Annotated in this window: 9 protein-coding genes; 2 read left to right on the top strand and 7 right to left on the bottom strand. The window is 68.5% G+C overall.

Translation table 11 applies throughout. The features are described 5' to 3' along the window. Positions 1-17: 17 nt before the first annotated feature. Positions 18-1,025, bottom strand: a complete 1,008-nt coding sequence (lipA, locus tag ACQCSU_RS20245; RefSeq protein ID WP_426977101.1) for a lipoyl synthase — start codon at positions 1,023-1,025, stop codon at positions 18-20. After that, the gene (gene lipB, locus ACQCSU_RS20250) at positions 1,022-1,690 is read right to left on the bottom strand and encodes a lipoyl(octanoyl) transferase LipB (RefSeq protein WP_426977103.1); all 669 of its coding nucleotides are present in this window, start codon (positions 1,688-1,690) and stop codon (positions 1,022-1,024) included. Before lipB ends, lipA begins: the two co-directional genes overlap by 4 nt. Positions 1,691-1,797: 107 nt before the next feature. On the opposite strand from lipB, the gene ACQCSU_RS20255 reads away from it, so the two are divergent. Then, a complete protein-coding gene (locus tag ACQCSU_RS20255; RefSeq protein WP_426977105.1) occupies positions 1,798-3,492 on the top strand; it encodes a serine/threonine-protein kinase in 1,695 nt (564 codons plus the stop codon). Between the two features lie 561 nt (positions 3,493-4,053). On the opposite strand, the gene ACQCSU_RS20260 is transcribed toward ACQCSU_RS20255, so the two are convergent. Beyond that, a complete protein-coding gene (locus ACQCSU_RS20260) occupies positions 4,054-4,956 on the bottom strand; it encodes a TIGR01777 family oxidoreductase (protein ID WP_426977106.1) in 903 nt (300 codons plus the stop codon). A 74-nt stretch (positions 4,957-5,030) separates the two neighbouring features. Here ACQCSU_RS20260 and ACQCSU_RS20265 point away from each other — a divergent pair, with 74 nt between their 5' ends. Next, positions 5,031-8,594: a S41 family peptidase gene (locus tag ACQCSU_RS20265; protein WP_426977108.1), complete on the top strand. Its 3,564-nt coding sequence runs from the start codon at positions 5,031-5,033 to the stop codon at positions 8,592-8,594. 93 nt (positions 8,595-8,687) lie between these two features. On the opposite strand, the gene ACQCSU_RS20270 is transcribed toward ACQCSU_RS20265, so the two are convergent. The 4 genes from ACQCSU_RS20270 to lpdA all read right to left on the bottom strand — a co-directional run bounded on the left by ACQCSU_RS20270 (position 8,688) and on the right by lpdA (position 13,135). Beyond that, on the bottom strand, positions 8,688-9,116 hold the full coding sequence (locus tag ACQCSU_RS20270; RefSeq protein WP_426977109.1) for an OsmC family protein: 429 nt from the start codon (positions 9,114-9,116) through the stop codon (positions 8,688-8,690). Between the two features lie 270 nt (positions 9,117-9,386). Further along, a complete protein-coding gene (locus tag ACQCSU_RS20275) occupies positions 9,387-9,737 on the bottom strand; it encodes a hypothetical protein (RefSeq protein WP_426977110.1) in 351 nt (116 codons plus the stop codon). Between the two features lie 162 nt (positions 9,738-9,899). Further along, positions 9,900-11,636, bottom strand: coding sequence for a 2-oxoglutarate dehydrogenase, E2 component, dihydrolipoamide succinyltransferase (sucB, locus tag ACQCSU_RS20280; protein WP_426977112.1), 1,737 nt, complete (start codon positions 11,634-11,636; stop codon positions 9,900-9,902). Positions 11,637-11,752: 116 nt separating this feature from the next. Then, positions 11,753-13,135: a dihydrolipoyl dehydrogenase gene (gene lpdA / locus ACQCSU_RS20285; RefSeq protein WP_426977113.1), complete on the bottom strand. Its 1,383-nt coding sequence runs from the start codon at positions 13,133-13,135 to the stop codon at positions 11,753-11,755. Positions 13,136-13,259 lie beyond the last annotated feature (124 nt).

The raw sequence follows: 13,259 nt of genomic DNA on the forward strand, positions 1-13,259 counted from the left end.
GTCGTTTACAACCGGAGTCAGGAGTGTGCCGCGAGCAGTGAGCTGGCTTCCTGGCGGGTAGTTCCGGAGCTTTCGATGTGGGCCAGCTCGGCCGGGATTTCCCAGCCCTTCTTGCGCATCGCGGTGGCCCACAGGCGGCCGGCCCGGTACGAGGAACGCACCAGCGGCCCGCTCATGACACCGAGGAAACCGATCTCATCGGCTTCCTGCTGCAGGTCCACGAATTCCTGCGGCTTGACCCAGCGGTCCACCGGCAGGTGCCGTTCGCTCGGGCGCAGGTACTGCGTGATCGTGATCAGGTCGCAGCCGGCGTCGTGCAGGTCCTTGAGGGCTTCGGAAATCTCTTCCCGGGTTTCGCCCATGCCCAGGATCAGGTTGGACTTGGTGACCATGCCCAGGTTGCGGCCCTGCGTGATGACGTCCAGGGACCGGTCATAGCGGAAGGCGGGGCGGATGCGCTTGAAGATCCTCGGCACTGTTTCGACGTTGTGCGCGAAGACCTCGGGCTTGGAATCGCAGATGGCCTGGATGTGTTCCGGCTTCCCGGAGAAGTCAGGAATCAGGAGTTCGACGCCGGTGCCCGGGTTCAGTTCGTGGATCTTGCGGACCGTTTCGGCGTAGAGCCAGACGCCCTCGTCGGCGAGGTCGTCGCGGGCCACACCGGTGACGGTGGCGTAGCGCAGCTGCATTGCCTGGACGGAGCGGGCCACCTTGGTCGGCTCGAAAACGTCAACGGGGGAGGGCTTGCCGGTATCGATCTGGCAGAAGTCGCAGCGGCGGGTGCACTCGGAGCCGCCAATCAGGAAGGTCGCTTCCTTGTCTTCCCAGCACTCGAAGATGTTGGGGCAGCCGGCCTCCTCACACACGGTGTGGAGCCCTTCCTTTTTGACGAGGTTTTTGAGCTGGACGTACTCGGGGCCCATCTGGACTTTGGCCTTGATCCATTCCGGTTTGCGTTCCACCGGTGTGGCCGCATTTCGCTGCTCGATACGCAGCATTTTCCGGCCTTCTGGTGCCAGTGTCACAGTAGAGCTCCTTCTTGGGTTGCAACTAGGGCTTCTTCATTGTTGCGCAGTTCTTCGGTGATCCGCGACACGAGGTCTGCCGGGGTGACGTCCCTGCCGGTCTCCTGGGCGATCGTGGTGACGCCGGCGTCGGCGATTCCGCAGGCAATGATCTGGGCGTAGGGCGCAAGATCGTTGTTGCAGTTAATGGCGAAGCCGTGCATCGTGACGCCGTCGTGGACGCGGATGCCGATGGCCGCGATCTTGCGGTCCGGGCCCTTCTCATCCTGTTCGATCCAGACGCCCGCACGGCCCTTGATGCGTACGGCGGCGATGCCGTAGTCGGCCAGGACGGTGATGATGACCGCTTCCAGCCGCTCCACGTAGTCGCGGATGCCCGCCTTGTTTTTGAGCTTGATGATGGGGTAGCCAATGAGCTGTCCGGGACCGTGCCAGGTGAGTTTGCCGCCGCGGTCCACGGGAACCACCGGAGTTCCGTCAAAGGGGCGTTCGTGGTCCTCGGTGCGTTTGCCGGCGGTGTAGACGGCGGAATGTTCGAGCAGCAATACGGTGCTGGGTGCGGTGCCGGCGACGACCTTCTCGTGGAGTTCGCGCTGGAGATCCCAGCCGCGGGTGTAGTCGACGAAATCCGGGGCGAGACCCAGCCGGGAGAACTCAAGAGTCATGGCATCCAGCTTAGACCTCGACCGCCGTCGTACCCGATTGTGTGTTCAAGCTCTCACGACTGTGGATAACTTCTGCGGGATTTCGGGGGATCGGCTATTTCTTGGGTATGGATGATTTCGCACAGGCGCACAGTGCGGCCCCGGTCGTTCCCGGCTACGACGTCGGCCGGCGCCTGGGCCGCGGCGGCAGCGCTACGGTCTGGCTCGTCACCGAACAATCGACGGGCCGCGACTTTGCCCTGAAGTGCTTCGCCGCCGGCGGCACCTCGCCGGAGTCAAAGGAAGCGGAAGAGGAGACGCGGCGCGAAGTCCGCATCCTCTCCGCTTTGGACCACCACCACCTGGTCCGGGCGCACACCGTGGTGCGCCTGCACTGGCCCCCAGAGGAGCACGGCGGCGGAGGCGATGGGCTCGGGCTGGCGCTGGACTACGCTCCCGGCGGCTCGCTGGCAGCGCTCGTGGCGGGCCGGGGACGGCTGGGCCCCGGCGAGACGGTGACGGTTCTGACTCCGATCGCACAGGCGCTGGCGTACCTTCATGGCCACGGGTTCACCCACGGCGACGTGGCCCCCGGCAATGTGCTGTTCACTGCCCACGGCAAACCGCTGCTGGCCGATCTGGGCGTCGCCCGGATGGTGGCCGACGCCAACGCAGTGGCGGAGGCCGGCACCGAGGGGTTCCGCGATCCGGCCCCGGTGGACGCCGTGCGGGCCGGGCTGCAGCCTGAGCGTGACATCTACTCCCTCGCGGCCCTGGGCTGGTACTGCCTGACCGGACACGCTCCGGAACCCGGGGAGCAACGTCCGCCCTTGCCCCTGCTGGTGCCGGGGGTTCCGGCCGCACTGGCCGCCGCCCTGGAAGCAGGTCTCCACGAGGACCGACGGCTCCGGCCGGCCGCTGCGGAGCTGGCCGCGGCGGTCTACCGCAGTGCCGGGGCGGAGCCCGTGGACCTGTCCGGCACCGTCCATCCGACGGTGATACCGCAATTGCTGACCCGCCGTGCCTTGCCCCGCAGCCCGCGAGGGCTCAAGGCTGAACGGCTCCGGACCTGGTTTCGCATCCGCCCTGGCCGTGCCGGCCGAGCTGCAGAGCCGCGCCTGGCGGCCGGGCCGCGCCGGGCGGGCGCCAGGCACCGTTCCGGGACCAACCGTTCCGGGACCAGCGGTTACGGAAGCCGTGGTGACGGCCGCCGCGGCCTTCGCGCGGCCCCGGCGGGGCTGGCATTGGTTCTGCTCCTCTCGGCTGCCTGGCTGCTGGCCGGAACCCGGCTGCCCTCGCCGTTCCCCGCGGCTTCCACAGGCCAACCGGGTCCGGCGGCGTCCGAAAGGAGCGCCGCGGGTTCGACGCCGGAGCCTCCACCCCCGGAGGCAGCCACGCCGGCCACCGTCCCCCAGGATGTGCAGGCCTTGCTCCGCTCGGCGGACCCGGAAGAAGCGGTCCGTGGCCTGGCCCGGCTACGCTCGGTGGCGTTCAACTCCGGGGACATGCGCCTGCTGGACGAGGTCAACGCCCCGGCGTCCTCCGCTGCCGTTGCTGACGGCAGGATCGGTGCCCGGCTCTCGGAATCCGGCCATGTGCTGACCGGCTTTTCCACCCTTCTGACGGCGGTGGAAACGTCGCCGGACAGCAGCCCGTCGCGGGCTGTCGTGGCCGTCAGTGTGGCTTCGAACCCCTACCAGGAGCGGGACGCCGCCGGCGCCCTGGTCGCCGAGGCTGCTGCAGGGGACCAGAAACGGCTCCGGCTGGTACTGGTTCCGGTCGACGGCCGCTGGCGGATCCAGGAGATCCTTCCGGGAAGTTAATTCGTCGGGGGTTAGGTCCAGGCGGTGGGGTCGTTGGGGTAGAGGCCGCGGGCGGTGTCGCGCCAGGCCATCACCGGCGGCCGTTTCAAGGGCCTCGGCCAGCCGGCCGGGTCGACCGGAATGCACCAACGGCCTCAGCGACTAGCTGCTACGCCTGAGCAGCCACGGGCACGCACCGGCAGCCTGACCCCGACGTCCTCAGCGAAAATGAGCACCGGACAGGACATGCCCCGCGCCGGGGCCGGCCGATGGACATATTCCGGTTATGCCCGGTCCCCGGGGCGAAGACTGGGCATGTCCTCCCGGGGAAGTGGCCCGACGCCCCCAGCGGAGCCACTGCACGTGCTCCCGGGTCAGGACATGCCCCGCGCCGGGGCCGCGCATGGACATATTCCGGTCATGCCCGGTCCCGGGCGCGAAGACTGGGTGGTGTCCTCCCGGGCGCGAAGACTTGGGCCTCAACCCCCGACGAATTAACGAAAATGACCACCAGCGCCGGAAGTTGGCGGCGCAGGCCAGCGCCCGAGGTCGGCGGCGCAGGCGCACGCCGAGGCCGCAGGTTCAGGCCCCCGGTTCGCGTCCGGCCACCCACGCGGCTGCCTGCGCGAGGGACGGGTACTTCCATTCAAAGCCCGCTTCGACCAGTTCCGCGGGCTCCATCCGCTGGCTCGCGAGCAGCAGTTCATCGGCGAGCTTGCCCATCACCAGCCGCAGCACCGGCGCGGGGACCCGGAGCAGGGCCGGCCGGTGCAGCGCCCCGGCGAGTTGCGCCATCAGCGAGTTCACGTCGGCGCTTTCGGGGGCGCAGAGGTTCACCGGACCGGACAACGGCGTGGAGAGCAGGAACCCGAACGCGCCGGTCACATCGGGCAGCGTGATCCAGGGCCAGTACTGCCGGCCGTTGCCCAGCGGGCCGCCCACGCCGAGACGCAGCAGCGGCATCAGCCGGCCGAGGGCGCCGCCGGAGCGGCTCAGGACCACGCCGGTGCGCGGCGTGACCACACGGACCCCCGCGGGAGCCTCGTGCGCCGCGGCCTCCCAGTCCACACAGAGCCGGGCCAGGACGCCGGAATCGGCGGGCGCATTCTCCCGCAGCACCACCGGGCCGGCATCGCCGTAGTAGCCGGAGGCCGACTGGCTCAGGAACACCGCGGGCGGGGTCTCCTGCCGGGCCATCGCCGTCGTCAGGGTCCGGGTCGCGCCCAGCCGCGAGCTGCGGAGTTCGTTGATGCGGGACCGGGTCCAGGGCCGGTCACCGATTCCGGCCCCCGAAAGGTTGACCACCGCGTCCGCTCCCCGGAGGGCGGCGTCATCGATGCGGCCCGCCGCCGGGTCCCATTGGAATTCGGCCGGGGAGGCGGGCGGCCGCCGGACCAGGGTGCCGACGTCGTGCCCGGCGTTGCGCAGGGCGCTGGAAAGGGCGGTTCCGATCAGTCCGGAGGCTCCGGCAACAACGATTCGCATGATCCATCTCACCATGCCCGGCACGGCCGGGAAACCTCCCGGGGACCGGGGGTGGTCTTGACTATGATCGAACGATGACCTCTTCGAGTTACTTCCGTTTCCCGCACCTGCACGGCGATCTGGTCACCTTCGTGGCCGAGGACGACGTCTGGATAGCGCCCCTCGGAGGAGGCCGCGCCTGGCGGGTCTCTTCGCTTCAGTTGCCCGCCCGCAACCCCCGCTTCAGCCCGGACGGCAAGCGCCTCGTGTGGACCGTGGTGCAGGGAACGGCCCCGGAAGTTGTCACGGCGGACGTCGAGGGCGGCGGCTACCGCCAGTTGAGCTATTTCGGCCACAGCTCCACCCGGGTCAAGGGCTTCACGCCCGCCGGCGACATCGTTGTGACCAGCGCCTTCCGCCAGTCCGACGGCCGCCACACCCACGCCTACAGCCTGCCCGTTGCCGGCGGCTGGGCAGAGGAGCTTCCGTTCGGCCCGGTCGAGTCCGTGGCATTCGGCCCGGTCGTGGGCGACGAACGCCCGGTGGTTCTCGCCAGCGTGCTCTCGCGTGAGCCGGCGTGGTGGAAGCGGTACCGCGGCGGCGCCGCCGGCAAACTGTGGATTGACCGGGACGGGAACGGCGAGTTCGAGCGGCTCGCGCCCGAGCTGGACGGCAACCTCACGGACCCCATGTGGGTCGACGGGCGGATCGCGTTCCTGTCCGACCATGAGGGTTACGGCAACCTGTACTCGGTACTGCCGGACGGCACCGGTCTCCGCCGCCACACAGACCATGAAGACTTCTACGTCCGGCACGCCGCCACCGACGGCAAGCGTGTCGTCTTCGAATCGGCCGGCGAACTCTGGATCCTGCCGAACCTCGGCTCGGATGCCATCAAGCTCGAGATTTCGCTCGGCTCCGCTTCACAGGGACGCCGCGCCACGCAGCTGTTGCCCTCCCGGCACCTCGGCGATGTGGTTCCGGACCGCACCGGGGGATCCAGCGCCGTCGAAGCCCACGGCACCCTCCACTGGCTGCGGCACCAGGACGGCCCGTCCCGGGTCCTGGAAGCCACACCGGGCGTACGGGCCCGGCTGCCGCGCCCCTTTGGTAATGGCCGGATCGCGTACGTGGCAGACCACGACGGCGTCGAGGCCCTGTACCTGAAGGCCATCGCCGGTCCGCCGGCCGGCAGTCACCAGTCCGGCGAGCACGCGACCGGCAGCCAGACTGCAGCGGCGCCCGCCACCAAGCCCGCCACGCCGCAGGAGGACTCCGACGCCGGCACGCCGCTGCCGCAGCCGGTCTCGGCCGCGGCGCTGACCCGGCCGGACGCCGTGGCCCCGGTGGCCGTCCCCGCCGCCGGGCACGCTTCCGCCGGTCACGACGCTGCCGACACGGCCGGTGCCGTAACGGGCACCGACACCGAAGCCGCCGCAGTTTCCGCCGTCCCGGCGTCCGGGCAGCCGACCAGGGTCGACTTCCCCAAGCCGAGCCGTGCCAGCGCCATCGAGGCCAGCCCGGACGGCTACTGGCTCGCCGTCGGCACCGCCTTCGGTGACATCTACCTGGCCGACACCCGCACCGGCGCCCTGTCGCTCGTGAGCAGCATCGGCGAAGGCAGCATCGACGGTTTCAGCTGGTCGCCGGACTCGGCGTGGCTGGGCTGGTCCGAGCCGGTCACATCCTTCGGCTCCCGCAGCCGGCTGCGGATCACCATGGTCGGCGCTGAAGGGAAGGCAGTGGACGCGAAGCGCGTCATCATCGACGTCACCGACGGCCGCTTCCGCGACGAATCGCCGTCGTTCACGCCGGACGGCAAGTACCTCGCCTTCCTCTCCAACCGCAGCTTCGACCCGGTCTACGACGGCCACTCCTTCGATCTGTCCTTCCCCAGCCCCATCAAGCCCTACCTCGTGGCCCTCGCCGCAGACACCCCGTCGCCGTTCGGCCCCAACGTGGACCTGCAGGACGACGTCAACGCCGGGGTGGAATCCGACGCCGCAGAACGCTCCGAGCAGGACGAGGTACCGGCCGTCCGGGTCGACGCCCAAGGCCTGGCCCACCGCGTCATCTCCGTTCCCGTGCCGCAGGGGAACTACTCGGCGCTCACGGCCACATCCGGGGCCCTGCTCTGGCTGAACAGCGAGCTCTCCGGTGTGACCGGCGAGGGCCGGGCCAGCCTGGAAGACAAGATCGCCGCCCCGAGCCTGGTCCGCTTCGATCTGGCCAAGCGCCGCACCACCACGATCGTCGAGGCGCTGGACAGCTACCGTCTCTCCGGCGACGGGGAAAAGGTGGTCTTCCTGCAGGACAAGCAGATCCGCGTCTCGCCCTCCAGCGCCAAGGCCGATGAGGAGTCCGGCCAGCTGGTCAAGGTGGACCTCAACCGCATCCGCGTGCAGCTGGAACCCCTGAGTGTCTGGGGCCAGGCCTTTGACGAGACCTGGCGCCTCCAGCGGGACTTCTTCTGGACCGAGGACATGGCCGGCCAGGACTGGGACTCCGTGCACGCCCGCTACCGGCCGATCGTGGACCGGCTCGGCTCCCATGATGACCTCGTGGACCTGCTCTGGGAACTCCACGGCGAGCTGGGCACCTCCCACGCCTACGTCCGCCCGGTGGCCGTCACCGAAAACGGCAGCAACGGCCAGGGCCGCCTGGGCGCGGATCTCGCCTTCACGGGTGAGGGCTGGGAAATCACCCGGATCCTGGCCGGGGAGTCCTCCGACCCGCTGGCCACGTCCCCGCTGACCCGTCCGGGCGCGGACGCCAAGCCCGGCGACGTGCTGCTGGCCATCGACGGCGTGGAACTCACGGAAGCCAGGACACCCGCGGTGCAACTGGTCGGCGCCGCCGGCCGTGCCGTGGAACTCACCCTGCGCAACGGTCCCGGACACGGCGCGGCGGCAGGAAAACAGCGCCGTGTGGCCGTGGTTCCGGTCAAGGACGAGGAACGGCTGCGCTACCAGGAATGGGTGGCCGGCAACCGCCGGACGGTCCGCGAAGCCTCGCAGGGCACCTTCGGCTACCTTCACATCCCGGACATGATGGCCAACGGCTGGGCGCAGCTGCACCGGGACCTCGACACCGAAACGGCCCTCGACGGGCTGATCGTGGACGTCCGCCGCAACCGCGGCGGCCACACCTCCCAGCTCGTGGCGGAACTCATCGGCCGCAAGGTCACCGGCTGGAGCATGCCCCGCGGCGAGAAGCCCAGGACCTACCCGCACCACGCCCCGCGCGGGCCCGTCATCATCCTCACCGATGAGTTCGCCGGATCCGACGGCGACATCATCACCCAGGTCTCCAAGCTGCGGGGGATCGGCCCGGTCATCGGCACCCGGACCTGGGGCGGAGTCGTCGGGATCGACAACCGCTTCGCCCTGGCGGACGGCACCGGGGTCACGCAGCCGCGCTACGCCACCTGGTTCGCCGGCGGCGTCGGCTGGGGCGTGGAGAACTTCGGCGTCACGCCGGACATCGAGGTGACCTTCCCGCCGCACGCCTACGCCGCCGGGACCGACCCGCAGCTGGAGTACGGGATCGGGGCGCTGAAGGAAATGATCCAGGAGCTGCCCACGGACCGTCCGCCGCTGCGTGAAGGCTACCGCCGGGTGCGGCCCGCGCCGCTGCCCGCCCGGCAGCCCGACAAGTAGCCCACGGCGGCTCAAAGCGGCGAATGCACCGAACGGCGAAGGTCCCCGCTCCCTGGAAGGGGAACGGGGACCTTCTGCTTGGCGCGTGACGTACTAGGAGGCCAGTGAGGCGTCCAGGGTGATCTTGATGCCGGTCAGGGCGGCCGAAACGGGGCACCCGGTCCTGGCTTCCTCCGCGAGGCGCTGGAACTCCTCCTTGGAGATCCCCGGAATGCGCGCGCTCATGGTGAGGTGGCTGTCGGTGATGCCGGTACCGGGAACGAAGGTGACGTCGGCCTTGGTGTTGATTTCTTCCGGCGTGTGGCCGGCCTGCGCGACGGCGAGGCTGAAGGCCATCGAGAAGCAGGCCGAGTGTGCGGCGGCGATGAGCTCTTCGGGGCTCGTCTTGCCCTCGGAGGCCTCGGCGCGCGCCCTCCAGGTGACATCGAAGTTGCCCAGCCCGGAGCTGTCCAGGGTTGTGTTGCCGGCGCCCGTCATCAGGTCGCCGTTCCATACAGTGTGTGCGGTGCGTGTTGCTGCCATGTCCACTCCTCATCGTGGTGAATCCGCGATCCGGCGAAGCGCCGGACCGTGCCGTGTCCAATCCTAGGGATTCAGCGCCGCCGGCGCACGGGTGTCCGCTGTCAGAGGATTGTGACCCTGCACCAGGTCGCCATGGAATGCACGGTCCCGGACAGTGCGCGCCCGAGGCGCGGATCGCCGGCGACTGACCGCAGGAAACACCGGCACAACGACGACGGCGACGCACCCTGCGAGGGGTGCGTCGCCGTCGTAAGCGGTGCAGGAGAAAAGCTACTGCCAGAGGGTGGCGATGGCCACGTTCAGCAGCGCGAGTCCACCGACGCCGTGGGCGAGGCCCTTGCTGACATCCTCGCCCTTCTTGTACTTGCGGCGGCCCATGAAGGCCAGGACGCCGACGGCAAGCGCCACGGCGAACTTGATGCCGAGCTTGAAGTAGTTGGCATCCATGTGCAGTGCCGGGATGAGCCCCATCATCACGATGCCGGTGATGAGCTGCAGCACCGCTCCGTCGAACTGGCGGGGGTGGACGGTGGGCTTCTTCATCTGGCCGATCCAGATGCCGACGATCATGGCGGCGCCGACGATGTGCAGGAAGACCATGATGTTATAGACGATGTTCATGGGATCAGTGTAGCCAGAAGATTCTACGCACCGTAGTAGGACCCGCTGGGCATTCCCGGACGACACACGACACAAAAAAGGCGACGGCTGTGCGGGCCGGCCGGTGGTTTCCCGCCGGAGCCCGCACCGCCGTCGCAGTCGGTGTTCTTGAACCCCTACAGGCTAGAGGCCGAGGTCGGCTTCGAAGGCGCCTTCTTCAAGGCGGGCCTTCAGCGTCTGCAGGAAACGTCCCGCATCGGCGCCGTCAACCAGGCGGTGATCGTACGTCAGGGAGAGGTACATCATCGAGCGGATCGCCAGTGAATCATCGCCGTTTTCGTCGGCAACCACGACGGCGCGCTTGACGATCGCGCCGGTGCCGAGGATCGCGACCTGCGGCTGGTTGATGATCGGGGTGTCGAACAGGGCGCCCACGGAACCGATGTTGGTGATGCTAAACGTTCCGCCGGAGAGCTCGTCCGGCCCGATCTTGCCGTTGCGGGTGCGGTCTGCGACGTCGGCGATCTTGCCGGCCAGGCCGGCCAGGTTGAGGTTGCCGGCGTCGGCAATGACCGGAACCAGCAGGCCCTTGTCGGTGTCCACCGCGATCGCCAGGTGCTCGGCGTTGTGGTACGTGATCTCCTGCTTGTCCTCGTCGTAGGAGGCGTTGACCTTCGGGTGCTGCTTCAGGGCCTCGGCAACAGCCTTGGCGATGAAGGGCAGGAAGGTCAGTTTGGAGCCGTTCTGGGCCTGGAAGGAGTTCTTGGCCTTGGCACGCAGCTTGGCGACCTTGGTCATGTCCACCTCGTGCACCTGCGTGAGCTGGGTGGAGATGTCCAGGGATTCGCGCATCCGGCGGGCGATGACCTGGCGGATCCGCGGCGCCTTCTGCACGGTGCCGCGGAGCGAAGACAGCTCAGTTGGTGACGGTGCTGCGGCCCGCGCGGCCGGAGCGCCGGACGCTGCCGGTGCGGCTGCTGCCGGGGCCGGAGCGGCCTTGGCCTCCGCGGCTGCCAGCACATCCTGCTTGCGGATGCGGCCGCCGACGCCGGTTCCGGTCAAGGAGGAGACGTCCACGCCCTGTTGGTTGGCAAGCTTGCGGACCAGGGGAGTGACGTAGCCGGACTCGGCCGCTGCGGCAGCCGGGACCGCTTCCTGCTTGGGTGCCTCCTGCTTCGGGGCTTCCACGGGTGCCGGAGCTGCCGGGGCCGCCGCGGGTGCCGGGGCGGCGGGCGCTTCGTCCTTGGGCGCTGCGGGAGCAGGAGCTGCGGCGGGCGCGGCAGCGCCGGAGCCGATGACGGCCAGGACGGAGCCGACCTCGGCCGTTTCGTCCTCGTTGACGCGGATTTCCTGCAGCGTGCCGGCGACCGGGGACGGGATCTCGGTGTCGACCTTGTCGGTGGAAACCTCGAGCAGCGGCTCGTCCACCTCGACGGTGTCGCCGATGCTCTTCAGCCAGCGGGTGACGGTGCCTTCGGTGACGCTTTCGCCGAGGGCCGGGAGCGTCACTTCGTGGCTTTCGCCGGCCGGTGCGGCAGCGGGTGCTTCGGCAGCGGGTGCTTCGGCAGCCGGCGCCTCAGGGGCGGGAGCCTCGGCGGCGGGGGCCGGAGCTTCGGCAGCCGACGGAGATTCGGCGGGCGCTTCTGCAGGGGCTTCAGCGGCCGGGGCGGCTTCACCGGCGGAACCAGAGCCGATGCGGACCAGCGGGGCGCCGACTTCAGCGGTCTCGTCTTCGGCGACGAGGATTTCCTCGATCACGCCGGCGATCGGAGAGGGGATCTCGGTGTCTACTTTGTCGGTGGAAACTTCGAGCAGCGGCTCGTCCACCTCTACCCGGTCACCTACCTGCTTGAGCCAGCGGGTGACGGTTCCTTCGGTGACGCTCTCACCGAGGGCGGGCAAGTTAACGGATTCAGACATATCGTCCCCGTTCTCCTTATTGATCTTTAGTGCGGATGGTTTGCTGCCTTGGTCGAGCTTAGTGCACCCGGCAATTCGAGCCGGGTGCACTAAACCCTGTGGTCTTGCGGTAATGCCTAGCCGTGGAGGGGCTTGCCGGCCAATGCCAGGTGCGCCTCGCCCAGGGACTCGTTCTGGGTCGGGTGGGCGTGGACCAGCTGGGCCACGTCCTCGGGGTAGGCTTCCCAGTTCACGATCAGCGCGGCTTCGCCGATCTGTTCGCCCATGCGGGCGCCGATCATGTGGACGCCGACGACGGGGCCGTCCTTCTGGCGGACCAGCTTGACGAGCCCGCTGGTGCCCAGGATGGAGCTCTTGCCGTTGCCGGCCAGGTTGTACTCCTGGGTCTGGATCTGGTCGTCGCCGAACTTCGCTTTGGCGGCCTGCTCCGTGTAGCCCACCGTGGCGATTTCGGGCTCGGAGTAGGTGACCTTGGGGATGTTGACGTCTTCGACGATGACAGGCTTGAGGCCGGCGATCTCTTCGGCGACGAAGATGCCCTGCTGGTAGCCGCGGTGCGCCAGCTGGACGCCGGGGACGATGTCGCCGATGGCGTAGATGTTGCCGACGCCGGTGTGGAGGCGCTCGTTGGGGATGACGAAGCCGCGGTCGATGGTGACCCCTGCGTCTTCGTAGCCGAGGTTGGCCGTGACGGGGCCGCGGCCGACGGCCACGAGCAGGAGGTCTGCCTCGAAGGTCTTGCCGTCCACCAGGGTGACCTTGACGCCGTCGTCGTTCTGCTCGACGCCCTGGAAGAAGACGCCGGTGGAGAACTTGATGCCGCGCTTCTTGAACGCGCGCTCAAAGGCCTTGACGATCGTCGCGTCCTCGTTCGGGACCAGCGAGGGCAGGCCCTCGACGACGGTGACGTCGACGCCGAAGGACTTCCAGACGGAAGCGAACTCAACGCCGATCACGCCGCCGCCCAGGATGATCGCGCTCTTGGGGATGTAATCCATGGTGAGGGCTTCGTCGGAGGTGATGACCTTGCCGCCGATTTCCAGACCCGGCAGCGTGCGGGAGTAGGACCCGGTCGCGAGGACGATGTTCTTGCCCTTGTACGAGGTGCCGTTCACGACGACGGTGTCGGTGCCCTGGAGCTTGCCTTCGCCTTCGATGACGGTGATGCCCTTGCTCTTGATGAGGCCCTGCAGGCCCTTGAACTTGCCGGCAACGATGCCGTCCTTGTAGGCGTTGACAGCGGTGATGTCGATGCTGTCGAGGGTGACGTTGACGCCGTACTTGGATGAGTCCCGGGCGTGGTCGGCGAGCTCTGCGGAGTGCAGCAGGGCCTTGGTGGGGATACAGCCGTTGTGCAGGCAGGTGCCGCCGAGCTTGGCCTTTTCGATGAGGCCGACGGTGAGGCCGAGCTGAACGGCACGCAGGGCAGTTGCGTAGCCGCCGCTGCCGCCGCCGAGTACCAGGATGTCGAATTCTTGCGCAGTTGCCTGATCGGCCACTAAAACGCTCCCTCGCGTGAACGATGACACGAGAGTACGCATCATCTGGTCTTGGAACTTCCTGCCGCGATTATGCCAGCAGGCCCGTTCCCTTTCATTTGTGACTATTTGTATGGGTCTATCG

The organism is Pseudarthrobacter sp. O4, assembly GCF_050157025.1.
Lineage (GTDB): Bacteria > Actinomycetota > Actinomycetes > Actinomycetales > Micrococcaceae > Arthrobacter.

What these genes read in the sequence shown, in the direction of transcription:
- lipB (WP_426977103.1), bottom strand. Translation starts at nt 1,690, where the DNA reads ATGACTCTTGAGTTCTCCCGGCTGGGTCTCGCCCCGGATTTCGTCGAC.
- ACQCSU_RS20255 (WP_426977105.1), top strand. Translation starts at nt 1,798, where the DNA reads ATGGATGATTTCGCACAGGCGCACAGTGCGGCCCCGGTCGTTCCCGGC.
- ACQCSU_RS20260 (WP_426977106.1), bottom strand. Translation starts at nt 4,956, where the DNA reads ATGCGAATCGTTGTTGCCGGAGCCTCCGGACTGATCGGAACCGCCCTT.
- ACQCSU_RS20265 (WP_426977108.1), top strand. Translation starts at nt 5,031, where the DNA reads ATGACCTCTTCGAGTTACTTCCGTTTCCCGCACCTGCACGGCGATCTG.
- ACQCSU_RS20270 (WP_426977109.1), bottom strand. Translation starts at nt 9,116, where the DNA reads ATGGCAGCAACACGCACCGCACACACTGTATGGAACGGCGACCTGATG.
- ACQCSU_RS20275 (WP_426977110.1), bottom strand. Translation starts at nt 9,737, where the DNA reads ATGAACATCGTCTATAACATCATGGTCTTCCTGCACATCGTCGGCGCC.
- sucB (WP_426977112.1), bottom strand. Translation starts at nt 11,636, where the DNA reads ATGTCTGAATCCGTTAACTTGCCCGCCCTCGGTGAGAGCGTCACCGAA.